The 26,914-nt window shown below is 68.7% G+C and carries 28 protein-coding genes; 10 read left to right on the top strand and 18 right to left on the bottom strand.

Annotated features, from left to right (window positions below; genetic code table 11):
* Positions 1-25 precede the first annotated feature (25 nt).
* Positions 26-946, top strand: coding sequence for an NAD-dependent epimerase/dehydratase family protein (locus tag NKJ07_RS01750; RefSeq protein WP_318568878.1), 921 nt, complete (start codon positions 26-28; stop codon positions 944-946).
* Positions 947-1,214: 268 nt separating this feature from the next.
* Here NKJ07_RS01750 and NKJ07_RS01745 read toward each other — a convergent pair whose 3' ends face one another.
* From NKJ07_RS01745 to NKJ07_RS01735, 3 genes are all read right to left on the bottom strand, one after another.
* Positions 1,215-1,808 (bottom strand): hypothetical protein, encoded by a 594-nt coding sequence (locus tag NKJ07_RS01745; protein ID WP_425504780.1) that lies wholly within the window; start codon positions 1,806-1,808, stop codon positions 1,215-1,217.
* Positions 1,809-1,966: 158 nt separating this feature from the next.
* Positions 1,967-3,316: an NRAMP family divalent metal transporter gene (locus NKJ07_RS01740; RefSeq protein ID WP_425504709.1), complete on the bottom strand. Its 1,350-nt coding sequence runs from the start codon at positions 3,314-3,316 to the stop codon at positions 1,967-1,969.
* A 167-nt stretch (positions 3,317-3,483) separates the two neighbouring features.
* Positions 3,484-5,031, bottom strand: coding sequence for a sodium:solute symporter family transporter (locus NKJ07_RS01735; protein WP_318568876.1), 1,548 nt, complete (start codon positions 5,029-5,031; stop codon positions 3,484-3,486).
* 127 nt (positions 5,032-5,158) lie between these two features.
* On the opposite strand from NKJ07_RS01735, the gene NKJ07_RS01730 reads away from it, so the two are divergent.
* On the top strand, positions 5,159-6,076 hold the full coding sequence (locus tag NKJ07_RS01730) for a thiamine-phosphate synthase family protein (RefSeq protein WP_318568875.1): 918 nt from the start codon (positions 5,159-5,161) through the stop codon (positions 6,074-6,076).
* Positions 6,077-6,095: 19 nt separating this feature from the next.
* Here NKJ07_RS01730 and NKJ07_RS01725 read toward each other — a convergent pair whose 3' ends face one another.
* The 3 genes from NKJ07_RS01725 to tenA all read right to left on the bottom strand — a co-directional run bounded on the left by NKJ07_RS01725 (position 6,096) and on the right by tenA (position 8,122).
* Positions 6,096-6,650, bottom strand: coding sequence for an NAD(P)-binding protein (locus NKJ07_RS01725; RefSeq protein WP_318568874.1), 555 nt, complete (start codon positions 6,648-6,650; stop codon positions 6,096-6,098).
* 84 nt (positions 6,651-6,734) lie between these two features.
* Complete coding sequence (locus tag NKJ07_RS01720; protein WP_318568873.1) at positions 6,735-7,454, bottom strand: TenA family protein; 720 nt, start codon at positions 7,452-7,454, stop codon at positions 6,735-6,737.
* Positions 7,451-8,122: a thiaminase II gene (gene tenA / locus NKJ07_RS01715; RefSeq protein ID WP_318568872.1), complete on the bottom strand. Its 672-nt coding sequence runs from the start codon at positions 8,120-8,122 to the stop codon at positions 7,451-7,453. Before tenA ends, NKJ07_RS01720 begins: the two co-directional genes overlap by 4 nt.
* Before the next feature lie 109 nt (positions 8,123-8,231).
* On the opposite strand from tenA, the gene thiD reads away from it, so the two are divergent.
* Complete coding sequence (gene thiD / locus NKJ07_RS01710; protein ID WP_318568871.1) at positions 8,232-9,620, top strand: bifunctional hydroxymethylpyrimidine kinase/phosphomethylpyrimidine kinase; 1,389 nt, start codon at positions 8,232-8,234, stop codon at positions 9,618-9,620.
* Between the two features lie 45 nt (positions 9,621-9,665).
* On the opposite strand, the gene NKJ07_RS01705 is transcribed toward thiD, so the two are convergent.
* From NKJ07_RS01705 to NKJ07_RS01695, 3 genes are all read right to left on the bottom strand, one after another.
* Entirely contained in the window at positions 9,666-11,663 is a 1,998-nt protein-coding gene (locus NKJ07_RS01705) for a PAS domain S-box protein (protein WP_318568870.1), read from the bottom strand.
* A gap of 131 nt (positions 11,664-11,794) precedes the next feature.
* Positions 11,795-11,992, bottom strand: a complete 198-nt coding sequence (locus NKJ07_RS01700; RefSeq protein WP_318568869.1) for a hypothetical protein — start codon at positions 11,990-11,992, stop codon at positions 11,795-11,797.
* Between the two features lie 112 nt (positions 11,993-12,104).
* Positions 12,105-13,334, bottom strand: coding sequence for an MFS transporter (locus NKJ07_RS01695; protein ID WP_318568868.1), 1,230 nt, complete (start codon positions 13,332-13,334; stop codon positions 12,105-12,107).
* A 282-nt stretch (positions 13,335-13,616) separates the two neighbouring features.
* Between NKJ07_RS01695 and NKJ07_RS01690 the strand changes: the two genes are divergently transcribed.
* Positions 13,617-13,904, top strand: coding sequence for a hypothetical protein (locus NKJ07_RS01690; RefSeq protein ID WP_318568867.1), 288 nt, complete (start codon positions 13,617-13,619; stop codon positions 13,902-13,904).
* A gap of 78 nt (positions 13,905-13,982) precedes the next feature.
* On the opposite strand, the gene NKJ07_RS01685 is transcribed toward NKJ07_RS01690, so the two are convergent.
* Complete coding sequence (locus NKJ07_RS01685) at positions 13,983-15,635, bottom strand: spermidine synthase (RefSeq protein ID WP_425504708.1); 1,653 nt, start codon at positions 15,633-15,635, stop codon at positions 13,983-13,985.
* A gap of 167 nt (positions 15,636-15,802) precedes the next feature.
* On the opposite strand from NKJ07_RS01685, the gene NKJ07_RS01680 reads away from it, so the two are divergent.
* Positions 15,803-16,639 (top strand): aldo/keto reductase, encoded by an 837-nt coding sequence (locus tag NKJ07_RS01680; protein WP_318568866.1) that lies wholly within the window; start codon positions 15,803-15,805, stop codon positions 16,637-16,639.
* A 78-nt stretch (positions 16,640-16,717) separates the two neighbouring features.
* Here NKJ07_RS01680 and gfo6 read toward each other — a convergent pair whose 3' ends face one another.
* Entirely contained in the window at positions 16,718-17,809 is a 1,092-nt protein-coding gene (gene gfo6 / locus NKJ07_RS01675) for a D-xylose 1-dehydrogenase Gfo6 (protein WP_318568865.1), read from the bottom strand.
* A 202-nt stretch (positions 17,810-18,011) separates the two neighbouring features.
* Here gfo6 and NKJ07_RS01670 point away from each other — a divergent pair, with 202 nt between their 5' ends.
* From NKJ07_RS01670 to NKJ07_RS01660, 3 genes are all read left to right on the top strand, one after another.
* Positions 18,012-18,524, top strand: a complete 513-nt coding sequence (locus NKJ07_RS01670; RefSeq protein WP_318568864.1) for a Mov34/MPN/PAD-1 family protein — start codon at positions 18,012-18,014, stop codon at positions 18,522-18,524.
* A gap of 192 nt (positions 18,525-18,716) precedes the next feature.
* Positions 18,717-19,256: a flavodoxin domain-containing protein gene (locus NKJ07_RS01665; protein ID WP_318568863.1), complete on the top strand. Its 540-nt coding sequence runs from the start codon at positions 18,717-18,719 to the stop codon at positions 19,254-19,256.
* A 99-nt stretch (positions 19,257-19,355) separates the two neighbouring features.
* A complete protein-coding gene (locus tag NKJ07_RS01660) occupies positions 19,356-20,018 on the top strand; it encodes a class I SAM-dependent methyltransferase (protein WP_318568862.1) in 663 nt (220 codons plus the stop codon).
* Here NKJ07_RS01660 and melA read toward each other — a convergent pair.
* Positions 20,015-21,319 (bottom strand): alpha-galactosidase, encoded by a 1,305-nt coding sequence (melA, locus tag NKJ07_RS01655; RefSeq protein WP_318568861.1) that lies wholly within the window; start codon positions 21,317-21,319, stop codon positions 20,015-20,017. The two genes, NKJ07_RS01660 and melA, sit on opposite strands and share 4 nt — an antisense overlap.
* 88 nt (positions 21,320-21,407) lie before the next feature.
* Here melA and NKJ07_RS01650 point away from each other — a divergent pair, with 88 nt between their 5' ends.
* Both NKJ07_RS01650 and NKJ07_RS01645 read left to right on the top strand, forming a co-directional pair.
* Positions 21,408-23,462 (top strand): beta-galactosidase, encoded by a 2,055-nt coding sequence (locus NKJ07_RS01650; protein ID WP_318568860.1) that lies wholly within the window; start codon positions 21,408-21,410, stop codon positions 23,460-23,462.
* Between the two features lie 71 nt (positions 23,463-23,533).
* Positions 23,534-24,238, top strand: a complete 705-nt coding sequence (locus NKJ07_RS01645; protein ID WP_318568859.1) for an alpha/beta hydrolase family protein — start codon at positions 23,534-23,536, stop codon at positions 24,236-24,238.
* Between the two features lie 97 nt (positions 24,239-24,335).
* Here NKJ07_RS01645 and NKJ07_RS24570 read toward each other — a convergent pair whose 3' ends face one another.
* The 6 genes from NKJ07_RS24570 to NKJ07_RS01620 form a co-directional block, all read right to left on the bottom strand.
* The gene (locus tag NKJ07_RS24570; protein WP_484593989.1) at positions 24,336-24,599 is read right to left on the bottom strand and encodes a DUF8150 family protein; all 264 of its coding nucleotides are present in this window, start codon (positions 24,597-24,599) and stop codon (positions 24,336-24,338) included.
* Entirely contained in the window at positions 24,577-24,906 is a 330-nt protein-coding gene (locus NKJ07_RS01640) for a hypothetical protein (protein WP_318568858.1), read from the bottom strand. The genes NKJ07_RS24570 and NKJ07_RS01640 overlap by 23 nt, the downstream gene beginning before the upstream one ends.
* Positions 24,907-25,047: 141 nt before the next feature.
* Complete coding sequence (locus tag NKJ07_RS01635; RefSeq protein ID WP_318568857.1) at positions 25,048-25,179, bottom strand: hypothetical protein; 132 nt, start codon at positions 25,177-25,179, stop codon at positions 25,048-25,050.
* A 236-nt stretch (positions 25,180-25,415) separates the two neighbouring features.
* Positions 25,416-26,102: a hypothetical protein gene (locus tag NKJ07_RS01630; RefSeq protein WP_318568856.1), complete on the bottom strand. Its 687-nt coding sequence runs from the start codon at positions 26,100-26,102 to the stop codon at positions 25,416-25,418.
* A gap of 7 nt (positions 26,103-26,109) precedes the next feature.
* Complete coding sequence (locus tag NKJ07_RS01625) at positions 26,110-26,637, bottom strand: hypothetical protein (protein WP_318568855.1); 528 nt, start codon at positions 26,635-26,637, stop codon at positions 26,110-26,112.
* Positions 26,627-26,842 carry a hypothetical protein gene (locus NKJ07_RS01620; protein ID WP_318568854.1) on the bottom strand — a complete coding sequence of 72 codons (216 nt, stop codon included), beginning with the start codon at positions 26,840-26,842 and terminating at the stop codon, positions 26,627-26,629. Before NKJ07_RS01620 ends, NKJ07_RS01625 begins: the two co-directional genes overlap by 11 nt.
* Positions 26,843-26,914: the final 72 nt, after the last annotated feature.

Raw genomic sequence — 26,914 nt, 5'->3', positions numbered from 1 at the left:
ATCGGTTCGCCTGACATCCACGCGTATGAAAGGACAGACGGTTCTGGTGACGGGCGGCGCGGGCTTCATCGGCTCGAACCTCGCGAACACGCTGGCCGCGGACAACGAGGTCATCGCGGTCGACGACGAGTATCTCGGGACGCCGGAGAACCTCGTCTCGGACGTGGAGTTCGTCGACACGAGCGTCCTCGCCGAGGACCTCCCCACCGAGGGAATCGACGTGGTGTTCCACCTCGCGGCGCTTTCCTCGTACGCGATGCACGAGGAGAACCCCCAGAAAGGGGTCAGAGTGAACATCGAGGGGTTCGTCAACACGGTCGTGCAGGCGCGCGACGACGGCTGTGACACGGTCGTGTACGCGTCGACGTCGTCGATCTACGGCGATCGGACGGAGCCTTCGCCCGAGGACATGGACGTCGAGACGCGCACGGGGTACGAGGCGTCGAAGCTGGGGCGGGAGCGCTACGCCGAGTACTTCTCACACCACTACGACATGACGATGGCGGGGATGCGCTTCTTCTCGGTGTATCAGGGGTACGGCGGCAACGAGGGACACAAAGGCGAGTACGCGAACATCCTCGCGCAGTTCGCCGACGACATCGCCAACGGGCGCTCCCCCGAGATCTACGGCGACGGGACGCAGACGCGCGACTTCACGCACGTCGACGACATCGTCCGGGGACTCGTCGCCGCCGCGGAGCACGAACTCGACGGGATCTACAACCTGGGCACCGGCAAGAGCTACGACTTCGACACGGTGGTAGAGCTGCTGAACGAGGAGCTGGGAACGGATGTCGACCCGACGTACGTCGAGAACCCGATCCCCGAGTACGTCTACGTCCACGACACGATGGCCGACATCTCGAAGATGCGGGCGGCGACCGGCTGGGAGCCGCAGATCACGTTCCGCGAGGGGCTACGTCGCATCTGCGAGCAGTACACGTAGTCGGCGTCGTCGGCAGTGAACTGCCACGTCGGCCCCGGTGTCGCTGGATCGGGTCTCTGCGTCGACGCCGTGTTCCCCGGCAGTCGTCGTCGGTCTGTCGGCAACAGTCACTATAACAATAATTTTATTTGGAACGAAACCCGGTAGACGGTCGCCGGGACTCGTTCCCCAACCCCCCGTCTTCTCCCCCCCTTCCGAGTCCCGGTCTTCGGACGTGGCCGCACCGCCATCGAGCGCCCGCGAGCCGTGGGTGTCCGCCGCCACCGGGTCACGGGAGGCGGACGACCCGGTCGGCCCCCGCCACGAGCGCGTCGAGCGCTCCCCGTTCCTGTCGCGAGACGCGGTCGTCGGTCCCGAGTTCGTCGCTCTCGAACGCGTTCACCACCGCGGCGTCCGCTCGGGCACAGTACGAGAGGAGACGGTCGGGGTCGCCCGTGGGGTGTTGGAGCGCGATAGTCGCATCGTTCACGAAAACGGCCCGGGGCGTCGACGGCGCGCGGGCGAGCAGCCGCGCAGCGCCACGGGCGTTCTCGCGGGCGAGTGTGACCGCCTCGGTCGCGGTCCCGCCCTCGGTACGGGGGGCGTGCGCGTCGAGCACGCCGTACCAGAGCCCGTCCGCCGAGCGCCGGACGGTCGTGCGGCCCGCCACGCTGATCGGTTCGGCGTCGTCGAGGAGGTCGGTGAACCGGCCGAGGCGACCGCCGAGGAGTCGTCCGTCGCGCTCGAGTTCGGGGCCGAAGTCGAAGACGACCACGCCCCTCGCGCCGCGCGCGGCGACCCACGCCTCCAGCGCGCGGGCGGTCCGCGTCGTCTTGCCGACGTTCGAGGGGCCGACGAGGAGCGTCGTCCCCGCGGGGCGAATCGAGCCGTCGGGGTCGTCGAGCCACGGTGCTCCCCGCTCGGCCCTCCGGTCCGTCCCGGTCGGCTCGTCGCCCTGATCCGCGTCGGTCTGCTCATCGCCCTGATCCGTCCCGGTCTGCTCATCGCCCTGATCCGCGTCAGTCGGCACGTCGCCCACCGTTATCCGCCCGCGGGGCTCCCGCGTGGGCGCGTGCGGTCTCGAACGAACTTGACGACGAGGCCGACCGTCGCGAGCGAGAGCACGACGGCGAAGCCGAGGACGAACAGCGTCATGGGGTCGCGCAGGCCCGCCGTGACACGGCTCTGGACGAACGACCCGGCCGTCGTCGCCGTCACGGCGAGGAGGACGACCCCGGCGAGGTTCGCGAGCCACGGGGTCGGCTCCGCCACCGCGTCGGAGTTGAGCAGCACGAGCACGACGACGAGCGCGAATGGCGTGCCGACGAGACCGAACGCGAGCACGAGCACGAGAAGCGGGAAGAACGCCCCGCCGACGAACGGCCCCGCCGCGGAGACGAGCGCGAAGCCGGCGAGAAGCCAGCGGTAGCGCGCGTCGGAGACGTCCGTCTCCCAGCCGAGTTTGTCCGCCACCAGAAACGGCGGGACGATGGTGTTGCCGCCGAGCGTGGAGACGGCCGCCCCCCAGAGGCCGAGGAGGAAGAGCCACTTCGCGGCCGGGCCGACGAGCGGGCCGAGCGTCTGGGCGGCCGACACCGCGGTGAGATCGCCGGCCGCGATCCCGGGCGCGTGGAGGACGCTCGCGGCGACGAGGAAGATGGCGAGGCTGTACAGCCCGAACGCGCCGAGCATCGAACTCGCGATGTCGAAGGTGGCGAGATCGTAGTCGTCGCGGGTCCACTCCCGCGCGCGCATCGTGTACGAGTGCATCGTCACGAGCGTGATGTGGACCGCGCCGCCGAGGACGCCCGCGGCGACGAGCGCGCCGTCGACGCCGGCGGGCACCGTCGGGACGAGCCCGGAGACGGCCGCCGCGGGGTCGATCGGGACGACGAACAACGAGGCGACGAAGGCGACGACGACGCCCGAGACGAGAAGCTTCGCGACGAGTTCGACGAAGCGGTAGCCCCGCCCCGCGAGGCCGACCGCGAGGACGAGCGCCCACGCGACGCCCCACACCCTGGCGTCGACGCCCGTGACGGTCGCGGAGACGTCCGCGAGCCCCTTCATGATCACCAGTTGGGCGAGGCCGGCCGCGAGGACGACGTCGACAACGAGCAGCCACGCCCACCCCTCTCCTAAGAAGTCCTCGACGACGCCGACGATGCCGCGCTCGGTCAGGAGGCCGAGCCGCATCGCGAGGTACTGTGCGACCGCCCCGAGGACGGCGCTCGCGACGACGACCCAGAGGAGCGCGTAGCCGAACGTCGCGCCGGCGGTGATCACGGAGGCCATCGTCGCCGGCCCCGCAGCGATCGCGCCCGCGACCCACGCGGGGCCCATCTCGCCGAGGTGCGACCGGATCCGCCCGGTCGATCGCTCGCTTGTCATAGCCGACCGTTTCCCGTCCGTGTACTAAGTTCTTTACCTAGTGTTACTACTCGATGGTACCGCGGAGGCGGCTGCCCGTTGCCGGCGTCGCGGCGTCCGAGTCGATCGTGCCGGGCGGGTGGCCGAACACGAGCACGCTTCCTCGTTCGAACCCGGAGGCGACCCGCTCAGTCCGCCGGCTCGTCCACGGCGTCGACCCGCTCCCCGGAGTGGTCGTCGAACCGCCGGACCGTGGTCGCGAGTCGATCGAAGTCGTAGGTCGCGTCCGCGACCCGAGCCGCGAGGACGGCCACGACGGCGGAGACGCCAGCCGCGCCGACGAACGCGAAGAGGAAATCCGCCGGGGGGAGTCGCGGGCCGACGACGGGGAGCGCTTCGAGCGCGGAACGGACGATCGGACTCTGGAAGAACGCCAGCCCAACGACGAGCCCCGAGAGGCTCGCGACGAGCATTCCTGGCCCAGTTGCACGCCGGGAGTACAGCCCGTAGAGCAACGGCACCATCACGGCCGCGCCGAACAGGTCGGCGAGGAGGAACAGCCGGAGGACGCTCTGAGCGCGGAGGCTGACGAGGATCGCGGCGACCGCGACGACGACGGTCAGCAGTCGGGCACCCCACGTGAGCGTCCGGTCGTCGGGGTCGTCGAGGAGCCGCGGGAGGTCAGCGGTGACGACGCTCGCCAGCGCGTTGAACAGCGTGTCGGCGGTGCTCATCACGAGCAGGAGCGCGAGCAACACGACCCCGAGGACGAGCGATTCGGGGAACGCCTCCGAGAGGAGGACGAAGAAGGCGATGCTGGCGTTGTACTCCTCGCCCGTGACCACGACGTCGGCGACGCCACGGGCGACCACGCCGAAGAGGCCGGCGAGGAGGACGACGCAGAAGTTGACGAGAGCGGCCGTCCGGAAGCCACGTCGGAGGGTCTCCGTGTCGCGGGCGGCGTAGATGCGCTGCCACCAGGTCTGGTTGATGAGCTCCGCGCCGAGGATGGCGATCGCGACCCAGACGCCGAACCGGAGGCCGGTGAAGAAGGTGGGGTCCACGAGCGTGGGGTCGGTCGCCACGACCGCGCCGTACGTCGCCGCGGGCCCGCCGAGAACGAGGACCGCGCCGACGGCGCTCACGAGCAAGAGTGGGAGGACGAGGACGGTCTGGATGGAGTCGGTGAAGATGCTCGCCGGGAGCCCGCCGTAGCTCGTGTACAGGAGGACGAACCCCCCCACGAGGACGCCCGTCTGCCACCGCGGGACGCCCGCGATGAGCTCGAAGGCGCTCGCGATCCCCGTGAGTTCGGCGGCGAGGAAGACGAACATGTAGAAGACGCTCACGAGGAGGACGAACGCGTACATCGCGGGGCCGTACCGTGCGAGGGCGTACTCGGTGAGCGAGTGGCCCTCGGGGATCAGCTCCCGAATCCGGGGACCGAGCCGAGCGTACGCGAGCATCGGGAGCGCCTCGCCGACCGCGTAGCCCAACACGGCCGAGAGGCCGCCGAACGCCGCACCGGCTTCGACGGGCGCGAGGAGAATCCACACTCCCATGACGCTCGCGACCAGCGTGGCCGTGGTCGCGCCCGTCCCGGTGGAGTTCCGCGCGCTGACGAACTCCTCGGCGTCGCGGACGCCACCTCGACGGCGGACGTACCAGAGCCCAAGCCCGGTGAAACACACCAGCGTGAGCACCGTCACCGCGAGCGTGGTCGTCGTGCTCACCATCCCGAACGCCTCCCCGCTGTCGGTTGCATGGCCCCGCCTACGGTGACGACTGTGTTAAAACTTAGTTATATAACCAACTTATACGCCCGGAAGGTGGTTTTATTCCGCGGCGGCTCGAGGTCGGATCATGTCACTCGTCCTCCCGAGCGAACTCGTCGCCGACCGGGTGGTGCCGACGCTCCGAGCGATGCTGGCCCGCCGCTTGCACGAGCGCGGAGCGACCCAGCAGGCGATCGCCGGCCACCTGGGCGTCTCACAGGCGGCGGTGAGCAACTACCTCGGCGGGTTCGACGGAGAACCGCTCGTCGCCGAGCATCCCGACGCGCAGGCGACGGTCGACCGCATCGCGCGGGGGCTCGACGACGGCGACCTCGACGGCTACGACGCCCTCGCCGAACTGATCGGCCTGGTCAGGACGCTCGAGGACCGCGGCCCCGTCTGCGAGCTCCACGAACGGGAGATGCCGGCGCTGCGCGGTCTCGGCTGTGACCTCTGCGTCCGCGGGGTCGACTCGGAGGCCGAGCGCGAGCGGGCCGTCCTCGCGAGCGTCCGGACGGCGGCGCGACGGTTGGCGGCGGGCGACGTCGCGAGCCTCGTCCCGAACGTGGGAACGAACGTCGGCGAGGCGCTCCCCGGAGCGGCCGCCGCGACGGACGTCGCGGCCATCCCCGGCCGGATCTATACGATGGCCGGTCGCGTGGAGGTGCCGGCGAACCCCGAGTTCGGTGCCTCGAAGCACGTCGCGACGGCCGTCCTCGCGGCCGCGGCGGTCGATCCGTCGGTCAGGGGTGCGGTGAACGTCGCGACCGACGACGCGTTGCTGCGCCGTGCCCGGGACCGCGGGCTCCGGACCCTGGCGTTCGACGCCGACTACGAGGAGCGCGGTGAACACCTCCGCGAGCGCTTCGGCGAGGCCGGCGTCCCGGACGTCGCGTACCACCGCGGGGCGTTCGGCGTCGAGCCGGTCGCCTACGTGTTCGGGGAGAGCGCGGTCGACGCCGCCGACCGGGTGGTCGCGCTGGTCGGGGGCGACGCCACGGAGTGACCGCTCTACGGATCCGCGATCACACCCGGTTGATCCGGTTGACCGCGGCCGTCGCGCCGGCAGCCGCGGGGTAGACGACGTCGTCGACGAAGCTCCGGTAGCCGTACGCCTGCTCGCCGTCGGCCGCGACGCGAAGGATGGTCCGAGCGTCAGGAGCCAGCTCCCGCGCCATCTCACAGATCGCGAGGTTCACCGCCGTGTCGTCCGTGAGCGCCGCGACGACGCTTGCTTCACCGGGATCAGCCTCCCGGAAGACGTCGGGGTCGGTGCCGTCGCCCTCGACGACCTGGCCGACCGTCGGGGTCAGCCGCTCGCACGTCTCCGGATTGCGCTCGACCATCGTGACGGTGTACTGTTCGTCGCCGAGCTGTTCGGCCACGTGACGGCCGACGCGCCCACCACCGACGATGACGACGTGTTCGATCATCGGCGTCGCCGACTCCGACCGGCGTGTGGCTGCGAGCGGTGAGACGCGTCCGTGTCGTTGGTTCGAGGCCTCCTGTCCGGGTACATCTACGGACCATTGGTATGGTGTGCCATCGCAAAACAGTTGTGGGCGGCGACCTCCGATCACCGAGGTGTGACGACGGGACGTCGCCGGACGCAGCCACGAGGACCGGTCACGGGGGGTGTCGTAACGGCACGTGACGACGACAGTCTACGACTCGTAGGCCGCGTCGAAGAAGGCCACTTCGAGGTCGACCGCCCGCCGGAAGTGACGGGCGACGCGTGCCTCCCGCCGGGGGGAGAGGTCGGGACCCTCCCGGTCGAGTTCCGTCCGGAGCCAGGCGACGAACGACTCGAACGCGTCGACGGCGTGGAGGTCGATCCACTCGGCGAGGTAGAACGCTTCGACGTCGCTGTTGGCGTTCGCCACCCCCCAGGTGCAGTAGGCCCACTCGACGGCGAGGAGCACCGACAGCGACTCGGCGTAGCCGCCCTCGTGGGCGGCCCTGATGAGGAGGTCCTCGAACGCCTCGGTGGTGGCCGTCTTCTCCGGTCCGTCCCGCTCTGCCTCCGGGACGGAGAGCGCGTCGAACGCCCGCTCGAAGTAGTCGTCCTCCTCGTCGGTGAGCGTGTCGAGAAAGCCCGCGAGTTCGCGTGTGGCGCCGACCGTCGGTGCCTGCCCCGCCGCGAACCCCACGAGGCCGGCGAGCGTCGTGACGAACGCATAGTCCTGGACGAGATACCGACCGAAGACGTCGTCGTCGATCGTTCCGGCCGCCAGTTCGTCGACGAACCGGTGTTCGGTGGCCCGGGTCCACGCCGGCTCCGACCGGGCGCGGAGCCAGTCGGAAAAGCGCGGCTCGTCGTGGGCGGCCGCGTACGCGGCGTACGTCTCGAACCCCTCGCCAGCGTCGGTCGAGTGTGGCGTCACACCGACACCTCCCACTCCTCCTCGCGCCAGGCGGCGTCCCAGAAGCGGTACTCGTACCGCCCGGAGGTGACGAACAGGTCGCGGTAGCGGTCTCTCGTCGCCTCGTCCGCGCCGGCCGCGACATCGTCCATCAGATCGAGACACCAGTCGGTGAGTTCGGTGAACTCGTCGCCGGCGTACATGTCGATCCACGCGGCGTACCCCTCGTGGGCGGGCCGGCCGCGCTCGGCCAAGCGGTTGGCCGTCGCGTTAAAGCCCCACATACAGGGCAAGAGCGCGGCGACGAGGTCGCCGAAGGTGCCGAGCGCCGCCGTCCGGACGAGGAAGTCCGTGTAGGCGCGCGTCGTCGGCGACGGCTCCGTCGCTTCGAGCGCCGACTCGTCGATCCCGAACTCCGCGGCGTACGACCGGTGGAGGTCCATCTCGGTGGTGACTGTGGATTCGAGCAGCTCCGCGAACGTCCCCAGCCGCCGAAGATCCGGTGCCTTCGCCGCTCCGAGGGCGAACAGCCGGCTGTACTCGACGAGGTAGACGTAGTCCTGCCGCACCCAGTACCGGAAGGGCGACTCGTCGAGCGTTCCCGCCCCCAACTGCGACACCATCGGATGGTCGACGATGGCGTCCCACAGCGGCTCGGCGACCGGTTCGAGCGTGTCGGTGAAGGACATGTCCGTCCATTTCGGGGCGACCGCAAAAGTGTTATGACGGGCTTGTATAACTAACTTATATGCGTGGAACAGAGAGACACGACGCAATCAGCGAGACCGGGAGGGAGTTGTGAGCCGACGACCAGTCCCCGACCGTCGGCCCGTGGCGCTGACGATCGCCGGCAGCGACTCGGGGGGCGGGGCGGGGATCCAGGCCGACCTGAAGACGATGGAGGCGGGCGGCGTCTTCGCGACGAGCGCGATCACGAGCACGACGGCACAACACACCCGGGGCGTCGAGTCGACGCACGTCCTCCCGATCGAGGAGGTCGACGCACAGATCGAAGCCGTGCGCGGTGACTTCGACGTCGGGGCGGTGAAGACGGGGATGTTGGCGACGACGCCGATCGTCGAACTCGTGACCGAGCACGCGCGCGAGTGGGGCGTCCCGTTCGTCGTCGATCCGGTGATGGTCGCCACCTCGGGCGACCGCCTGCTCGCGGCCGAGGCGGAGGCGGCGTACGAGGACCTCGTCGCGTCGGCGACGCTCGTGACGCCCAACGCCGACGAGGCCGCGGTCCTGACGGGGATCGAGGTCGTCGACGAGGAGACGATGCGGGCCGCGGGCGAGGCGCTCGTCGAGACGGGTGCGGCGGCCGCGCTCGTGAAGGGCGGCCACGTCGACGCCGCCGGCCGGGACGAGCGCGTGGTCGACCTCCTCGTTACCGGGGACGCGGTGCGTCGGTTCGAGAGTCCGCGCGTCGACACCGACGCGACCCACGGCTCCGGCTGTACGCTGTCGAGTGCGATCGCGGCCGGCCTCGCCCGGGAGGAGTCGCTCCCCGACGCCGTCGCGGCCGGCGTCGAGTTCATGCGTCGGGCCGTGCGCTACCCGCTGGACGTCGGCCAGGGGCCTGGATCGGTCCACCACCTCGTCGCGATCCGAGACCGCGCGGCGCGGCACGCGACCGGCGAGGCCGTCGAGGGCGTCGTCGACCGCCTGGTCGCGGGGGAGGCGACGCGAGCCATCGTGCCCGAGGTGGGGTTGAACGTCGTGGGCGCGACGCCGTACGCCGAGGAGACGGGCGACGTCGCGGCCGTCGAGGGCCGGATCACCCGGACGCTGTCGGGCGTGCGGCCGAACCGCGGGGTCCGGTTCGGCGCGTCGAGCCACGTCGCGCGCTTCCTGCTCTCCGCGCGCGAGGCCGCTCCGGCGTACCGGTTCGCCGCGAACTGCCGGTTCGACGACGGTATCGAGGCCGCCCTGGCGGACCTCGGCTGGCCGGTCGCGTCGTTCGACCGGAGCGCGGAGCCGACCGCCGACGAGGAGGCGTCGACGATGGGGTGGGGGGCCCGGCAGGCGTTCGCGGGCGCGGCGGGGGCCGAGACGCCGCCCGTCGCGGTGGTCGACGACGGCGACGTCGGGAAGGAGCCGATGACGCGGGTGCTGGCGCGGGACGCAGAGACGCTCGGGGACCGACTGCTCGCGCTCGCGTCGGCGGTCACGACCGAGCCGTAGCGGGCGGGACCGACCGTCGAGTTCCGCGAGCGCCGCCCGGCGACGCTACTGAAACAGGGTCGTGTGGGGCCGAACCGCCTCGTCGACCGACTCGTCGGACTCGATCGCCGGGAGCCGAATCGTCGCGACCGTTCCCGACGCGTCGTCCGCGTCGGTCGCGGGCCGGATCTGGAAACTCCCGCCGTAGCGGGTGACGATCCAGTTCACGAGCCACAGCCCGAGCCCGTTGCCGTGTTCGACCGCCGTCTCCCGTCCGCTCTCGATCGCCGACGCCTCGATGGAAGGGATCCCCGGTCCGTCGTCGGCGACGACGAGCTCAATGTCGTCCCCCGCGGCCCGTGCGGTGACCTGCACCGCCGAAACACCACCATCGTCACCGTCGTGCGCCAGTGCGTTGTCGACGAGCTCCTCGATCGCCCGCCCCAGCTCCATCCCCGCACAGATCCCCCGGCTCGGCGGGACATCGACGGCGACGTCGACGGTCGCGTCGGGGTACTCCCCGCCGACGTCGCCGGCGACGGAGTCGAGCAGGTCCCGAACGTCGAGCCGAGTCGGTTTGTGGTCCTGTCGGGCGATGGCCTCGAGTTCGCGGACCTGTTCGCTCACGGACGACAGCTTCGCGACGGTGTCACGGATGACGCGGCCGGCATCGACGTCGGTCCGGGCGGCCGCCTCGGGGTCGGTGAGGAGTTCGCCGTAGCCGAGCAGGACGTTCAGTTCGTTCCGGAGGTTGTGCCGGAGGACGCGGTTGAGCAGTTCGATGAGGCGCTCGGTCCGGACCCGGTCCGTGGCGTCCTCCTGGAAGCCCACGAAATACGAGAGCTCCCCGGCGTCGTCGTCGACGGGCACGACCCGGACGTTGTTCCAGAAGGGCGCGCCGTTCCGTCGGTAGTTGACGAGGTCGACGGAGACGGGTTCGGCGGCCTCGATCCCTTCGCGGAGGGTCTCGACGGTCTCCTCGTCGGTCGCCGGCCCCTGCAGGCGACGGCAGTTCCGCCCGAGCACCTCCTCGCTCGAGTAGCCCGTCAGCGTCTCGAACGCCTGGTTCAGGTAGACGAGCGGGTTGTCCGGTTCGGTCGCGTCGGCGATGGTGACGCCCACGGTGGCGTCGTCGATGGCCCGCGTCTTGAGCCGGAGTTCGGCCTCTCGCTCGCGCCGCGCTGTCACGTCGCGGGCGACACCCTGGAGCGCCACCACCGTGTCGTCCTCCTCGACGGGTGTGGCGTTGATCTCGATGGTGGCCGTCCCGCCGTCGGCCCTGTTCGCCGTCAGTTCGAGGTTCCGGACCGACTCACCGTCGAATACCTGCTCAAACGCCTCGAACGCCGCGGACAACGACGACGGGGCGATGTAGTCGGTGAAGGAGTTCCCCATCGCCTCTTCGGCCCCGTACCCCAACACCGTTCCGACCCCCGTCGAGACGTACGTGAGTTGCGCGTCGCTGTCGAGCTCGAACAGGAGGTCGAACGTCGTGTTGGCGATGCGCTGGATGCGTCGTTTCTCCGTCCGGAGGCGCTCGTTCTGCTCGCGGAACGCCTCCTCGTGCCGGCGTCGTTCGATCGCCTGCCCGACCAGTCGGGCGAGCAGTTCGACGAACAGCTGATCCGCCTCGGAAAACGGCTCCGCACGCGGCTCCGGGTCGGCGAAACAGACGGTCCCGTACGCCCCGTCGCCGACGGTGACTTTCGCGCCGATGTACGTGTCCAGCCCGAACGTCTCGTACGCGAGTTCGGAGACCTCGCGGGAGGAGGCGGCGTCCTGGACGCAGAGCGTGCTCTCTTGCTCGACGGTTCGCCGACAGTACGCGCGGTCGAGCGGGCACGTCTCGCCCGCCTCGATCGTCTCGTGGTCTCCCACGGCCTGGACGATCGTCTGTCTCTCCGGCGTGATTTCGGTGAGCACGCCGAGTTCGACCCCGAGCCGTTCGGTGCCGACCCGGAGCGCTCGGTCCGTGGCGTCCTCGACCGACCGGCTTCGGTCAGCGAACGCCTCGTAGACCGCCTGTCTGGCCGATCTGTCGTCGCCGGGCGGAACGTGTTGCAAGGGCATGAGAGTTGGCAGAGACGGGGAACTCAGCTGACAACCGGCCCTTCGACTACGGAGATATGAATGTGCGGATGGCGTTATCACTGATTGAAATGGAGGCCGAAGATGCGCGGGTCACCGCGTGAGTGTCAGCGACGACCCTCGCTGTGGTCAGAGCCGGCGTCCGCCGGATCGGTGGTCGCGTGGTGTGGACCCAGCGGGCCGTGAGTGGGACACGCCCCGACGATCGGGGTCGCGTTGAGACAGCACGCCCGCCGGCCGCTCGCGATCAGGCCCGTCCGGAGCGTCGCCCCGCAGCGCCGACACCGGAGCGTTTCGGTCGCCATACACACGCTCGGGCCGCCGCCGGCCTAACGGTCACGGTCGCGTGAGCCCGGCGATCCGTGTGACGACGGCCGACGGCGTGTGTGGGTGGCTGACAGACGGACGGTCGAGGAGTCAGTCGGCGGCGGTCGCCTGCCGCTTGGCGGTCGCTCGCGACGGGAGCCGGGCGTACAACAGGGTCGCGAGTGCGGCCAGCGCCGCGAGGACGAAGAAGGCCTCGTCGAACAGCCCCCGGTCGGCGAAGGCACCGACGAGCGTCGACCCGCCGGCGCTCACGAGGAAGAAGCCGGTACGGAGCATCCCCCAGGCGCTCCCCTGCACGCCCGGCGGGAGGATGTCGATGACGTACGCGTTCGAGACGGGCGCCATCGCGAGCCGGGTCCCGACGGCCGCGACGACGACCGCCGCGATCAGGAGGCCGTCGACGAACGGGAGCGCGGCGGCAGAGGCGGTCGCGACGGCCGCGGTCGCGGTGAGCACCCACCGCTCGCCGATACGGTCCGCGACCGTCCCGGCGAGGAGTTGCGATCCCGCCCCGGCGACGAACAGGAGGGCGAACAGCCCCGTCGCCGTCGCCTGATCGAACCCCTTGACCTCGACGAGATACGTCGGGAGAAAGGCCGTGATCCCCTGAAACGCGAACAGCAGGAGCGTCACCGCGGCGACGGCCCGGGCGACCGCGGGCGTCCTGACGGCCCTGGCGACGTCACCGACGAGCACTCGCATCTCGGGCGGCGACGCGTCCTCGTCCCCGCGACGGTCGGGGACGGCTGCCCACGCCAGTCCGGCGACGACGACGAACGGCACGACGAGCACGCCGAGCAGCAGTCGCCAGCCGACCTCGCCGACGAGCGATCCCGCGACGAACGGGAGGACGGCCGATCCGATGCTCCCAGCGGCGAGCGTCGCGCCGATGGCCGCCCCGTCGTTGTTCGGGAACGACCGCGAGATCGACGTGCCGCGGGCGGGCCCGTACAGCCCCGTCGTCAGGCCGAAGGCGGCACAGCCGACGAGGAAGACGACGTACGTCGGCGCGAACGCGACCACGACGACCGCCGCGCCGGTGAGCACGAGGCTCCCCGCGAGCAATAGCCGCTCGCCGACGCGGTCGATGAGCACGCCACCGGGGGCCTGCATCACCGCGTACGCGCCCCAGATCACCGACACCGCGAGCCCCGCGCCCGCGTTGCCGACGCCGAACGTCGTCTTCACCTGCGGGAGCACCGCGGGCAGGAGAAAGCGTGCGCCGACGACGAACAGCCAGCCGACGGCGACCGCCACGAGCACCCAGGCTCGTCGAGGAGTCAAGAGGTGCGAGCGGGACTGTCGAGGACGGTCGCTCATTGAGAGCCGTTCTCGGTACGGGGATTTGTGCCTCACGGTCCCGCGCTCGACGATCCGGACGGCTGTCAGTTCGGCCACCCGCACCGACCCGGACCGGTCCGTGCCGAGCCCTGGCGTCCGGTGTTCGTCCGACGCCGATGCCCCGCCACGCCGAACGCAGAACAAAACTACACATGCAAACGACTATTGTCCCGAATATAAATATATTCGACCAATGCGAGGAGTTTTTGGGTTGCGAACGGGGAAAGAAACTTGCCAGTACGTGCTGAATCTACAGTTAGTATGATGGAGTGTGAACGCTGCGGAGCGGACGTCGAACGCGTCCTGAGATACCGGGAGTACGGGGTTACCGTCACCCACCGGGTGACCAGATGGCTGTGTCGCGACTGTCACCCGGAGGCTCCGACGCGACGCCCATCCGCGTCGGACGCCGATGCCGACGCCGAGGAGCCGTCCGGAACCGCCGTGACCGACGGTGGCGTCGTCGCCGCCTGCCCCGAGTGCGCCGCCTCGACGACCAACGTCCACGGGATCGGTAACTGCGTCGAGTGTCGCTGGACGAACCGCTGACTGGCGACGGGAGCCGCGGGATCGTGCGCACGCGACGGGGACCAAGTCGCCGTCCGCGTTTCCAAGGGGCGCCCGGGCTCAGCCGCGTCCGGCCGCCGTCGCGGTCGGCGCGGCGGCCGTCGTCCCCGGACTCGGCTCGGTCGGGGTCGTCCCTGCGCCGTCCGTGCCGTCCGTCCCGTTCGCCTCGTCGGCGTCGTCGACGACGTACCGCTGGCCGACCATCGGATCGAGGAGGCTGTCGATCGGTGCCTTGTCGTCCCGCAGGAGCGGGACGTCGCCGGTCGCTTCGGTTCGACGATAGGTTCGGAGCTCCGTCGAGAGGTCGATCCCGATGTCACGGCGGTCGTTACGCGCCCGCAGTTGCGCCTGGGTGACGACCGTCTCGCTTTTCGTCGCGACGAGTTCGATGTTCTGGATCCCGACGCCCGCGTCGGTCGGAAAACTGTACACCTGCGGGAACGCCGCGCGCATCGTCTTGTACTCGGCGCGGTAGAACTTCGAGGCCGGCCCGCTCGGCGCGGAGATCACGTTGGCGAACAGTATTCCTTCGTCCGAGAGCCGGTCGTTCGCCAGTCGCATGAACTCGACCGTCGTGAGCTCGAACGGCACCTTGTCCTTCCGGTAGGCGTCGAGGACGATGAGGTCGTACTCGTGGTCGGTCTCGCGGAGGAACTGCCGTCCGCCCGTGTTGTGGATGTTCAACCGAGGGGACTCCTCGACGGCGAAGTACTCCTTCGCGACGTCGATGACTTCCGGGTCGATCTCGGCGACGTCGACGGTGACGTCGTACTCCTCGACGAACCGTTTCGGCCCGGTGAAGCCGCCGCCGCCGATGAACAGCACGCGGTCGATCTCCGCCTCGTCGTCGGCGAAGAGGAAGGGGAGATGGAAGTACGGCGTGTAGTCGAAGACGTGTCTGGTGGGGGCGTCGAGATCCATCGCGCTGTGGGGCTGGCCGTCGAGATACAGCGTCCGCCTGTCGCCGATGTCGATGACTTCGAGTTCCTGGTAGGCGGTCTGGGTCTGGTAGACGACCTGCCCCTCGGCGGCCACGCCGGCCGCGCCGCTTGCGACCGCGGCGACGAGCAGGAGGGTGACGGCGACGAACGAGAGCGCCTGTTCGAGGTCGATGCCGGGCCGTGAGAGCGCGACCGCCGTCCCGACCGACAACAGCCCGAAGACGAGGCCGATCTCCTCGATCCCCAGCGAGGGGATGAGGAGGTACGTCGTCGCGAACGCGCCGACGATGCTCCCGATCGTCCCGAGCGCGTAGACGTGGCCCGAGGCCGCGCCGAGCCCCTCCTTGCGCGAGAGTTCGGCCGCGTACGGACTGATGAAGCCCAGGAAGTACGTCGGCGGGCCGAACAGGAGCGTAATAGCCGGGAGCGACGCGAATCGGCTGGGGAGCGGGAACCCCGAAGTGAGCCGCAGCATGATGTCGCCCGCGAAGACGACGAGCGCGACGTACACCGCCGTCAGGAGAAAAAAGCGCGCCATCCGCTCGTTCGAGGCGTGGGCGGCCGCCTCCTGCCCGCCCCGCCAGTAGCCGTAGCTGAGCGCGGCGAGGAATACCCCGATGATGCCACCCCAGGTGTAGATGCTGCTCCCGAACTGCGGAGCGATCATCCGCCCGGCGAGGATTTCCAGCCCCATGCTGGCGACGCCGGAGACGGCGACGGCCAGTTCCGGTCGCGACAGCCGAAGCCGGTCGACGGCCTGAGTGGTGTCCACGGTGTCCGGCCTTAGGCGAGCGGTGGCTTAAAGCTTGGAACCGGCCCTGTGGTCGGAACGACCCCGCCGAGCCGCCACACGCGGGGGTCGAAAACGCCCCCGGAGGCGAACGCCAACTCCGACCAGTATCTTCAACTCAGCGGTCGACACAACGGACGGACACACACATGATCGGTGCCACACACACGCTCCCGAGCGGCGACGAGCTCCCCGCGCTCGGCCTCGGGACCTGGCGACTCGACGGCGAGACGGTCGAAGAGAGCGTTCGGACGGCGCTCGACGCCGGCTACACCCACGTCGACACCGCCGAGGGGTATCGCAACGAACGCGAGATCGGTGAGGTGCTCGCCGGCTACGACCGCGACGAGCTCTTTCTCACCTCGAAGGTGCTCCCGAAACACCTCACGTACGACTCGTTGATCGAGGCCTGTGAGGCCTCACTGGACCGGCTGGGAACGGAGTACCTCGACCTGTACCTCATCCACTGGCCCAACCCCGCGGTCTCGTTGCGCGAGTCGCTGGACGCGATGGCGACGCTCCACGACCGCGGCCTCGTCCGCAACGTCGGCGTCTCGAACTTCAGCGCCTACCAGCTGAGCTGTGCGCACCACGTCAGCGACGTCCCAATCGCGGTCAACCAGATCGAGTTCCACCCGTGGTTCCAGCGGCCCGACCTCGTCGACTACTGTCGAGACACCGACACCGTCGTCGAGGCCGCCGCGCCGCTGGCCCGTGCCGAAGTGTTCGCCGACGAGGTCGTCCAGGAACTGGCCGACCGCTACGAGCGCTCGCCCGCACAGGTCGTGCTCAACTGGGCGCTCGAACGCGACATCGTCGTCCTCCCCAAGTCCTCGTCGCCCGCACACGTCCGGGCGAACGCCGACCTGGACTGGGCGCTGGACGACGCCGACCTCCGCCGCCTCGACGACCGCGACCGCGACCGCCCGGTGTACGACACGCCCGCGCGCGACTGGTCCGGTGACGTGTACGGGATCAACGGGTAGGCGAGCGGGCCGAGCGCGACCCAGTTCGCGTGGGCGGCGGCAGGTGAAGTCAGCGGCTCGGACGCACGCCGTGACTCCTCACAACGACAAGGACACCGGACTGCCGGTCGCCGCGGACTCGTAGATAGCGTCCAGAACCCGCATGTCGGTCAGGGCGTGTCGCCCGTCGGGGTGGAACGCGGTGTCGGTGAGCAGGTGGTGACCGAAGTAGGCGGCTTCCTCTTCGAGCTGGTGGACCGGTTCGAACTCGAGGTCGGCCGCCACGCCCCCGCGGACGATGCGGGCGGCGCGCTCCTCGCGCTCGTAGAACGCCGGGTCGAGGACGAGTCGCCCCTCGGTGCCGGTGATCTCCAGGCGGCTCGCGTGCTGTGCGTTCTGACTCACCGTACAGAGCGCGTGGACGTCCTCGGGGAAGGCGAGCTGGAAGGCGGCGTGTTCGTCGACAGCGTCGAAGGCCACGTGCTCCGAGCGGGTGTGGCCGAACACGCGGGTGGGGTCGGCGTCGAGCAGGAACCGCGTGGTGTTGATCGGGTACACCCCGAGGTCCATGAGCGCACAGCCGCCCGACTGGTCGGCGTCCAGTCGCCACTGGTCGGTCGCGTCGGTGAGCTCGCCGAGCATCGTCTGCGACATGGTCGCGTGGACGTGGACGACGTCGCCGACGAACCCCTCGTCGAGGAGCGCTTTGACGCGGCGCACTGCGGGTTCCGTCTGCATCCGGTAGCCGACCATCAGCGGGACGCCCGCCGCCTCGCAGGCGGCGACCGCCCGCTCGGCCCGATCGACCGTCGCTTCGAGCGGTTTCTCGCACAGGACGGCCTTCCCCCGGTCGGCCGCGCGTTCGACGTACTCGAGATGAGCGGCGTTCGGCGTCGCGACGTACACCGCGTCGTACTGGTCGGCGGCCACACCGTCCCGGAACTCCTCGGTAGAGAGCCCGACGAGATCGTGTTCGGCCGCGACCGTGGCGACCGCCTCGGCGTCGACGTCCGTCACGACCGTCGCCTCGGTGAACGCCGACCGCTGGACGCCCGGCAGGGCCCACTCGCGGGTGAACCAGCCGAGGCCGACCAGCGCCACTCGGACGGGGTCGTCGACGGCGGCCGGGTCGAGCGTCTGCCAGTCGCGGCGGGTGAACGCGTCGAAGTAGTCGCGCAGGTGTGGCACCATGCGGCCTGGGCATCGCCGCCGCCGACAATAACTCCGCCGGAGGCTCGTCGCGGCGCGTCGCGTCCCGAACCGTCGCGGTTCGCCTGAACACCGACCGACCCGTGCTGGCTGCTCGGCTCGTCCCTCCGACCGGGATCGACTCGTCCGTCCGTCCGTCCGGAACGCTTAGGCGCGCGTGGGGCGGACGGGTACGAAGAGACGAATGCGCCTGTTTCGATCGAGCGAACTCCTCGGCATCGCCCGCGAGACGATGGAGTTCGTGCTGGGGGCGTGCGAGGAGACCCACCCGAACGAGTACATGGGCTTCCTCCGGGCCGAGGACGCGGCGAAGCTCGGACTCGACCGCTCGGGCCAGGTGATCACGGACGTGCTCGTGGTGCCGGGAACGGAGTCGAGCCCGGTGAGCGCGACAGTGAAGACGAACATGAAGCCGAACGACCTCAAGTCGGTGGGTTCGATCCACTCCCACCCCAACGGCGTGCTCCGGCCGAGCGACGCCGACCTCGCGACGTTCGGCCAGGGGGAGGTCCACGTCATCGTCGGTGCACCCTACGGCTGGGGCAACTGGAAGGCGTTCGACAACCGAGGAGAGCCGACCCACCTCGACGTGCTCGACGTCGACCTCCCCGACGACCGCTTCTTCGACTTCACGCAGGAGGAGATCGACGCCGAGCTCGAAGCGGACGACGGCGGCTTCTTCTCGTGGTTTCGGTAGCCGAAGCCGAGCGACGGACCGACCCTCCGGGCACGTGTTCGTATTCTTTCATTGACAATTATGCGGCTGGCCGACGGACGACTACGCGATGACTCCGCACCTGCGACGCCCCACGACGACTCCGCACCAGCGACGCCACGCGCGACGCACCCCACCGGCCGGCCGATCCGGTTCGGACGGGGGTGTGCGCTGATGGCCCGCGTCGCGGTCGTGTACGGGACGAGCGAGGGACAGACGGCGATCATCGCCGAGCGGGTCGCCGACACGCTCGCCGACGCCGGTCACGAGGCGACGCTCCTCCACGCCCAACACCTCCCGTCGGGGTTCGCCGTCGACGCGTTCGACGCCGTCGTCGTCGGCGCGTCCATCCACATAGGCACCCACCAGGCGTACGTCACCCGGTTCGTCCGCGAGCACGTCTCGTCGCTCGACGACCGCCCGTCGGCGTTCTTCTCGGTGAGCCTCACGGTCGCCGAGGGGACCGAAGCGGCGCGTGAGACCGCACGCGGCCTCCTCGACGAGTTCCTCGACGACACCGGCTGGGATCCCGACGTGACGGCCGTCTTCCCGGGGGCGCTCAAGTACAGCGAGTACGGCCTGCTCACGCGGTTCGTAATGAAGCGGATCGCACGGAAGTACGGAGGTGACACCGACACCTCGCGGGACTACGAGTACACCGACTGGGACGCCGTCGAGCGGTTCGCCCGCGACGTCGCCGCCCTGCTCGGGTGACGAGTGGTCGTCCCCGAGAACGTCCCGGCCGCCTCGGGACGTGGTGTGGTCGTCGCCGGCCACACCACGTTTGAAACCCGCTCGCCTCTACCGACACATATGACGACCTGGGACGAGCGGTTCCGCGAGGGCGACTACCCGCAGGCACCGGAGCCGTCACCCGTGCTCCGCGCGTACGTCGAGACGCTTCCCGCGGGGCGAGCGCTGGACGTCGCGACCGGCACGGGACGGAACGCGGTGTTCCTCGCCGACGCGGGCTACGAGGTCGAGGGGATCGACCAGTCGGCGGAGGGGCTCCGTATCACGCGCGAGCGCGCCGCCGACCGCGGCGTCGCCGACCGCCTCTCGCTCACGCGGGCCGACGCGCGGGAGTTCGACTACCCCGAAAGCGAGTACGATCTCGTGACGATTAGCTTCTTCCGGACCCTGGATCGGCTGAACGACATCAAGGCCGCCCTGAAGCCGGGTGGAGTCCTCTTCTATCAGCACCACGTCCGCTCGCCAGAGGCGACGGTCGGCCCGAGCGGGTCGCGGAACCGGTTCCGGGCGAACGAACTCCTCCACGCCTGTCTCGACCTGACGATCCTCCACTACGAGGCGTCGACGGAGCGGATCGAAGACGACGGGACGGAAGGAGACCGCGTCTCGGCGACCGCGACGATCCTCGCGCGGAACTCCCACGGCGGGTCGCAGTCGTACCCCGAGCCGAACTGGACGCGCGCGGACGGGCGGACGCGGGCGGAGCCGTCGGGCGACCGTTAGTCGAACTTCGGGAGGTACGCGTCGTTCGCCGCGAGGAGCTCCTCGGTCAGTTCGTGGATCTCGTCGAGCGTGCAGGCCGCCGCCGTGAGCGGGTCGAGCTTCATCGCCCGGTGGAGCGCGTCGCGGTCGTGGTCGAGCGCGGCCCTGACGACGAGTTCGTACACCGCGAGGTGCTGTCGGTCGAACGCGGCCAGTTCGACGGGGAGTTCGCCGACAGAGCAGGGGTGGACGCCGCTCCCGTCGACGAGACACGGCACCTCGACGCAGGCGTCGGTCGGGAAGCCCTCGATGGCGTTGGTCTCGTTCGACACGTTGAGGTTGAACCGCCGCGGGGTGTCGGTCTCGATGGAGTGGATGAGCCGCGAGGCGTACTCCTCGGAGCGCTCGACGCCCACGTCGCCGAGGTCGTCGTCGAGGGCCGTCTCGCGCTCGGCCGTGCGCTCGGTCCACCCCTGGAGGTACGAGGCGGTCTCCATCCGGCCGGCGTACCGCTCGCCGGTCAGCTCTTCGATGGTCTCGGGATCGGTCCGGAAGTAGGGGACGTACTCGCTCAGGTGGTGGCTCGATTCGGTCGGGAACGCGCCGAAGTGCTTCAGCATCTCGAACCGCACCGTGTCCTGGCGGTAGATCGCCTCCTCGTCGGCGGCCGCCCGGAGACGAGGCGTGAGATCTTCGCCCTCGTGTTCGAGTTCGAGGAGCCACGCGAGGTGGTTGATGCCCGCGACCCAGTGGTCGATCTCGTCCGCGGGGAGGTCGAGGTAGTCGGCCACCGCCTCGACGGTGTGCTGGACCGAGTGACAGAGCCCGACCGTCTCGACGTCGGTCGCCTCGAACAGCGTCCAGCAGAGGATCGTCATCGGGTTGGTGTAGTTCAGAAAGAGCGCGTCGGGACACAGTTCCTCGACGTCGGCCGCGATGTCAAGCAGCGTGGGGATCGTCCGGAGCGCCCGGAAGATCCCACCCGGTCCGATGGTGTCGCCGATGGCCTGCTCGACGCCGTAGCGGAGGGGGATCCGGATCTCGTTCTCGAACGGTTCGCGCCCGCCGACGTTGATCATGTTCAGCACGTAGTCGGCGTCGGCCAGGGCCTCACGGCGGTCGGTCGTCGCGACGACGTCGGCGTCGAGGCCCTCGTTGGCCACCATCGCGCGGGCGACTCGCTCGGTCCGGTCGAGGCGCGCCTCGTCGACGTCCATCAGGCGGAGGGTGCTGTCCGCGAGTTCGGGAAACGAGAGGATGTCGCCGACGAGCGTCCGCGCGAACACCATACTGCCTGCGCCGATGAGGGCGACCGTTGGCATGCCTCGCGGTGCTGACCGGACGGCGATAAACGTGACGGGTATGTCACGAGCGAGGAACGTTTTTCACGCCCGACTCCGAGTCGGGGACATGACGATAGGGGTCTGTTACTTCCCGGAGCACTGGCCGCGGGAGCGCTGGGAGACCGACGCGGCGGAGATGGCCGACGCGGGCATCGAGTACGTCCGCCTGGCCGAGTTCTCGTGGGCCGTCTGCGAGCCCGAGCGCGGAGCGTTCGACTTCGACTGGCTGGACGAGGCCATCGACGTGCTCGCCGCCGAGGGACTGTCGGTCGTCCTCTGCACGCCGACGGCGACCCCCCCGAAGTGGCTCGTCGACGAGCGCCCCGAGATCCTGCAGGCCGACCCCGACGGGACGCCGCGGGCGTTCGGGTCGCGACGGCACTACTGTTTCAACTCCCCCGCCTACCGGGAGGAGACGCGTCGGATCGTCGAGGCGATGGCGTCGCACTTTTCGGACACGGAGGCGGTCGTCGGCTGGCAGACCGACAACGAGTTCGGCTGTCACGAGACCGTCCGGTGTTACTGCGACGACTGCGCCGACGCCTTCTCCGAGTGGCTCCGTGACCGATACGACTCCGTCGACGACCTCAACGAGGCGTGGGGGACGACGTTCTGGAGCCAGCGGTATCCCTCGTTCGAGGCGGTCGACCCGCCGCGGCCGACGCCCGCCGAGCACCACCCCTCGCACCTGCTCGAGTACGCCCGGTTCTCGACCGAGAGCGTCGTCGACTACAACCGCCTCCACGCCGACCTCCTCCGCGAACACGACGACGAGTGGTTCGTCGCGCACAACTTCATGGGCGACTTCGAGACGCTCGACGCCCACGCGGTGAGCGACGACCTCGACCTGGTCACGTGGGACTCGTACCCGACTGGCTTCGTCCAGGATCGCCGCGCAGGGACGCCGTCGATGGACGAACTCCGCGCGGGCGACCCCGACCAGGTGGGGCTGAACCACGACCTCTACCGGGGGACGAACGACGCCCCCTTCTGGGTGATGGAACAGCAACCGGGCGACGTGAACTGGCCGCCGGACTGCCCGCAACCCGGTGCGGGTGCGATGCGGCTGTGGGCCCACCACGCGACGGCTCACGGCGCCGACGCCGTCCTGTACTTCCGGTGGCGTCGCTGCCGCGAGGGGCAAGAACAGTACCACGCGGGGCTCCGCAAACAGGACGGCGCGCCCGACAGGGGCTACACGGACGCGACGGCCGCCGCCACGGAACTCGCCGCGCTCGACGGCGGCGACCGCCCGCACGTCGACGCCCCCGTCGCGCTCCTGCACGACTACGACGACTGGTGGGCGATCAGCGCCCAGCCGCACGCGACCGCGTTCGACTACTGGGAACACCTCCGGACGTACTACCGGGCGCTCCGCGAGCGCGGCGTCCAGGTCGACGTCGTCCACCCCGACACCGACCTCTCGGGGTACGACGCGGTGGTCGCGCCGACGCTCCACCTCGCGGACGACGACCGCGCCGCCGGGCTCGGGGCGTTCGTCGACGCGGGCGGCCACCTCCTGCTCGGTGCCCGATCGGGCGCGAAAGACCCGTACAACAAGCTCCCCGACGAACTGCCACCGGGTCCGTTCGCCGAGCTCGTCGGCCTCCGCGTGGACCAACACGAGAGCTTCCCGGCCGAGTTCGACCGCCAGGTTCGGGTCGAAAGCGACGCGCTCGGGAGCGGTGGCGACGACGAGGACACCCGAGAGTGGCACGTCTGGGGCGAGTGGCTCGATCTCCACGGAGCAGACGCCGTCGCGACCCACACGGACGGCCTCGCGGGGGGCGTGCCGGCCGTCGCGCGGAACGCGGTCGGCGACGGTACGGCCACCTACTGTGGGGTGTGGCCGGACGCGGAGCTCGCCGCCGAGCTCGTCGACGACCTGCTCGGGCGCGCCGGGGTCGCGACCACCGATCGGCTCCCGCGCGGCGTGCGGGTCAACCGGCGCGGCGAGCTGACGTGGGTATCGAACTTCACGAGCACGGGGTATCGGGTCGTCACCGCGGACGAACCGTCGGTTGCGGTCGGCGACGCGAGGCTCGGCGCGTTCGACGCGTGTGCGGTCCGGACGCCGATCGAGGCGATCGAGGTCGTCCCCGAGCGACGAGCGTCAGAGTAGGGCACCGGCCACACGCGGGGGCGACCGGCCAGCCGGCACCGTCATCACTCGACGGCTGCAACGGACCGAGTGTGAGTACCAGCCACCCCATCGGGCTCGGAGACGGCCAAGAGATCGCCGCAGTCCACCACCCGCACCCGTCGGACGACTGGTTCGTCTGCTGTCACGGGTTCGTGAGCGACAAGTCGGGCAGCTACGAGAAACGGTGCGAGCGGGCCGTCGAGGAGGGGTACAACGCGGTCCGGTTCGACTTCAGGGGGTGTGGCGAGTCCGACGGCGCGTTCGTCGACCAGACGCTGGAGTCGCGGATCGAAGACCTCTGTGCGGTGCTCGACTACTTCGACGCCGACGCGTACGCCCTGTTCGGCTCCAGTTTCGGCGCGAAGACGGCGTTTCACGCGGCCGTCGACGACGACCGCGTGCGGGCCGTCGCCGGCCGGGCCCCCGTCACGGACAACCGGGCGTTCGACGACACGCGCGCCGTGGTCGAACGCGAAGGGGAGTTCCGATACGACACGGGACACGCCGTCGACCACCGGTTCTTCGACGACCTCGATCGGTACCCGTTCGACCGGGTCACGGAGGCGCTCGACGTCCCCGTCGCGCTGTTTCACGGCCGAGCGGACGACGCGGTGGCCCTCGCGGACAGCCTCGACGCGACGGCCGCGTTCGACACCGACGTGCTCCTGCAGACGTTCCGCGGCGAGGGCCATCGGTTCTCGCAGGCCGCCGAACGTCGGATGCGACGGGGATTGTTCGACTGGCTCGAACGGTGAGGCGGACGCCGCGCTCGACGGCACCGTCTCTTCCTGCGGACGCGACGGTCACCACCCAAGAACTCCGTCGCGACTGACTCGGGCAGGCACGGAGCCCTCATCGAGACTCGGACGTGTCGTCCGATACCGCATCCGACATCGCTGCTGCAACGGATCGGACACGCTGTTCGTGATCGGCGGGGAGTGCCGTCTCTCGTGCACTCTCGAGTTGTGAGTTAACGAGTTCGTTCTGTTGACTTCCCCATACTTCTGGGGGCTGTTCTCGCATGTATTCGACCCACTGTCGGATTCCATCGAGGCGCTCTTGGCGGTTCTGGTCGTGCTTCGCCGCTAGTCGATCAGATCGATTTGAGTCGCTCATACTCCTCGTCGACTCCCAACTGTCCAATCCAGCCTTCGAGTTGGTCGATGCTAACTGTTTCCCGGAAGAGCAGATACAGCTGCGCCGCGTCTTCGAAGTCCTGCTGTCCCCGCAAGTAGAGCTTGTACGCGATTTGGAGTTCGAGCGCCCCGGCCGGAATCGTCGCTCCTGCGATGTGAGCATCAATAGCGTTCGATAGTGAAGCGCGGTCGAACTCGCCGGCGGGGAATTTCACCTCTAGGTGTGGCGTCATCTGATCGACGGGAGCAACCCAGATGTACGTTCCCGAAGAGAGGTTTCCGTCCATCGAGTCGGGTGGCATCGCAGGCCCCCAGTAGCCCTATTCATCCAGCGTCACGACGAGCTGCTCGACGTGTTCTTCCGAGAGCCGTTCGATGAGGACGTCGATGTCGTCGGTAGCGCGAGCACGACCCGTCAATACCGCGAGCTATCCCGCAATGAACACGTGTTTGACGTCGAGATCGGACAACGTCCTCGAGAACGCGATCGCGACCTCGTCGAGTTCGTTTGCCGAGCGCTCCACGACGAGTTCGCCGTGGCGCAACGAATCTCCGCTCATATCGGTATTGCAACGGCTCGACTCTTGACATCCTCCCGCGCCTGAAGACGCGGGAATCCCACGGCACCGCGCCGCTGAGTTGGGATAATAACTGCACGTGAGACTCCCACTCTCCACCTCGATGACCGGAAGTGCGTGACACATACAGAGTGTGTATCTTGCAACCGATGCGCAGTGATCAGAATCCGAATTTAAATCTCTCAGAGATCGAAATCGGCGATGAATGCGGTGCGAAGCTACTGGTGTTGAGCTTTTAGCTCGGCAATCGCCTCATCGAATGCCTCCTGTATGGTCTCGTCAGATGGGTTTTCGGGATAGTTTGCCTCTAGTTCAGGGAGGACGGCCGGATCCCCAAGGCGACGGAGTGCGTCTGCCGCCCATGATGGATAGCCGAACCCATGCCCCCGGTCAAGCAACGAACAGAGTTCATCTTTCACCATCGCTTCGGGAACGGCCTCCGGAGCGTCGTCGTGGATCAGCCCGAGAATGAAGACGTAGTACTTGGGTGTCCGGTCATCAGATGCGACTGCATCAGCGATTTGATCGGCGACCGGGACGAACAGTGACGGATCCCGTTGTGCAACCCGTGCTAGCGAGTCGGCGATATAGATGACGGTGCGGAGCTCCGGCGAACTCATCATCGACTCTGGAGCAGGGATGCTGTCGACGTTTTCAGGGTAGGTATCCCCGATCTCGACAAGCTCCGCAATCACCGGTTCAAAGAGTGCAGGACGGTCATACAGGTGTTGGAGGGCTTCGGCAGCTTGCACGCGAGTGTCCACATCTGACACACGTAACAACGCAACGAGCTGCGACATCTCCTCATCCGTGATACTCTCGGGGCGGTCATCGGACTGCGACGCCAGCTTCTTTGCCAGTCTACGCCGCGCGTCGTCCTCTTCAGGGAGGTGAACGTCGGTCATTGGTGAACTACAAATCGGTGATTGATTCGACAGTGGCCTCCGCGACAGGCAACTTAGCGTCGTCAATAAACGTTGGTCCCTCTGGCTTCGTCCGATGAATGCTCTCAATGATCTCGTTGATACCGTCTTCGACTACATCTACACTCGGCGAGTCCAGACAGGCGATAGTTCCGTCACGGCTCACTACGTACAGCACTTTCGCGCCGACGTACTTCTCAAGAGTGACCATCAGCAGGAACGGGAACGTATCGGGATCGTACCCGGCCACGTCGGTACCGTACCCGACGCCGAGGCTGTTGAGATCAAACTGATCGCCTTCGTATTCTGCTTGATCTTCCGGATGGAATACGGGCGTTGTTTCGTACACCCGCATCAAGTCGTCGTAGACGACCTTGTCTCCAATCGTGAGCTTGAGATCGTCATACTTCACCGGATAAGCGAGGTCGTCCACGTCACCCAGCGTGTACTCGTTTGGCACGTCGGCGCCGATTGCTTCCATCACCTCAACGGCTCGGACGACTGGTTCACCGGTCATCTTTCGCTTCTTCGATTGCGCTGTCGAGTCGGTCACGGATCTCTTCGGCAATCTCTACGCTGTATGGCTCGTGCATCCCGCCGGTCTGGATCCAAACTTCCCCTTCTTCCGCATAGATATCGACAATGGAGAAGTCCGGATTCTTGCGGTCCTTTTCCTCACCAAAATCTGGTGCGTCGTCTGCAGTACCCTTCGTATACCCCATGTTTCCTGATTGTGTGTCATTCTATTATAAATATCGCCGACTCACATTTCCCGACCTGTGGTCTTCCAGTGG

Origin of the sequence: Salinigranum marinum (genome assembly GCF_024228675.1) — an archaeon.
GTDB lineage: Archaea > Halobacteriota > Halobacteria > Halobacteriales > Haloferacaceae > Salinigranum > Salinigranum marinum.
This window is presented reverse-complemented; position numbering and strand designations above follow the sequence as displayed.

Bases quoted from the DNA above. Each gene is read 5' to 3' on its own strand.
- NKJ07_RS01750 (WP_318568878.1), top strand. From the start codon at position 26: ATGAAAGGACAGACGGTTCTGGTGACGGGCGGCGCGGGCTTCATCGGC.
- NKJ07_RS01740 (WP_425504709.1), bottom strand. From the start codon at position 3,316: ATGACAAGCGAGCGATCGACCGGGCGGATCCGGTCGCACCTCGGCGAG.
- NKJ07_RS01735 (WP_318568876.1), bottom strand. From the start codon at position 5,031: ATGGTGAGCACGACGACCACGCTCGCGGTGACGGTGCTCACGCTGGTG.
- NKJ07_RS01730 (WP_318568875.1), top strand. From the start codon at position 5,159: ATGTCACTCGTCCTCCCGAGCGAACTCGTCGCCGACCGGGTGGTGCCG.
- tenA (WP_318568872.1), bottom strand. From the start codon at position 8,122: ATGTCCTTCACCGACACGCTCGAACCGGTCGCCGAGCCGCTGTGGGAC.
- NKJ07_RS01700 (WP_318568869.1), bottom strand. From the start codon at position 11,992: ATGGCGACCGAAACGCTCCGGTGTCGGCGCTGCGGGGCGACGCTCCGG.
- NKJ07_RS01695 (WP_318568868.1), bottom strand. From the start codon at position 13,334: ATGAGCGACCGTCCTCGACAGTCCCGCTCGCACCTCTTGACTCCTCGA.
- NKJ07_RS01690 (WP_318568867.1), top strand. From the start codon at position 13,617: ATGATGGAGTGTGAACGCTGCGGAGCGGACGTCGAACGCGTCCTGAGA.
- NKJ07_RS01680 (WP_318568866.1), top strand. From the start codon at position 15,803: ATGATCGGTGCCACACACACGCTCCCGAGCGGCGACGAGCTCCCCGCG.
- gfo6 (WP_318568865.1), bottom strand. From the start codon at position 17,809: ATGGTGCCACACCTGCGCGACTACTTCGACGCGTTCACCCGCCGCGAC.
- NKJ07_RS01670 (WP_318568864.1), top strand. From the start codon at position 18,012: ATGCGCCTGTTTCGATCGAGCGAACTCCTCGGCATCGCCCGCGAGACG.
- NKJ07_RS01665 (WP_318568863.1), top strand. From the start codon at position 18,717: ATGGCCCGCGTCGCGGTCGTGTACGGGACGAGCGAGGGACAGACGGCG.
- NKJ07_RS01660 (WP_318568862.1), top strand. From the start codon at position 19,356: ATGACGACCTGGGACGAGCGGTTCCGCGAGGGCGACTACCCGCAGGCA.
- melA (WP_318568861.1), bottom strand. From the start codon at position 21,319: ATGCCAACGGTCGCCCTCATCGGCGCAGGCAGTATGGTGTTCGCGCGG.
- NKJ07_RS01650 (WP_318568860.1), top strand. From the start codon at position 21,408: ATGACGATAGGGGTCTGTTACTTCCCGGAGCACTGGCCGCGGGAGCGC.
- NKJ07_RS24570 (WP_484593989.1), bottom strand. From the start codon at position 24,599: ATGAGCGACTCAAATCGATCTGATCGACTAGCGGCGAAGCACGACCAG.
- NKJ07_RS01640 (WP_318568858.1), bottom strand. From the start codon at position 24,906: ATGGACGGAAACCTCTCTTCGGGAACGTACATCTGGGTTGCTCCCGTC.
- NKJ07_RS01635 (WP_318568857.1), bottom strand. From the start codon at position 25,179: ATGAGCGGAGATTCGTTGCGCCACGGCGAACTCGTCGTGGAGCGCTCG.
- NKJ07_RS01630 (WP_318568856.1), bottom strand. From the start codon at position 26,102: ATGACCGACGTTCACCTCCCTGAAGAGGACGACGCGCGGCGTAGACTG.
- NKJ07_RS01625 (WP_318568855.1), bottom strand. From the start codon at position 26,637: ATGACCGGTGAACCAGTCGTCCGAGCCGTTGAGGTGATGGAAGCAATC.
- NKJ07_RS01620 (WP_318568854.1), bottom strand. From the start codon at position 26,842: ATGGGGTATACGAAGGGTACTGCAGACGACGCACCAGATTTTGGTGAG.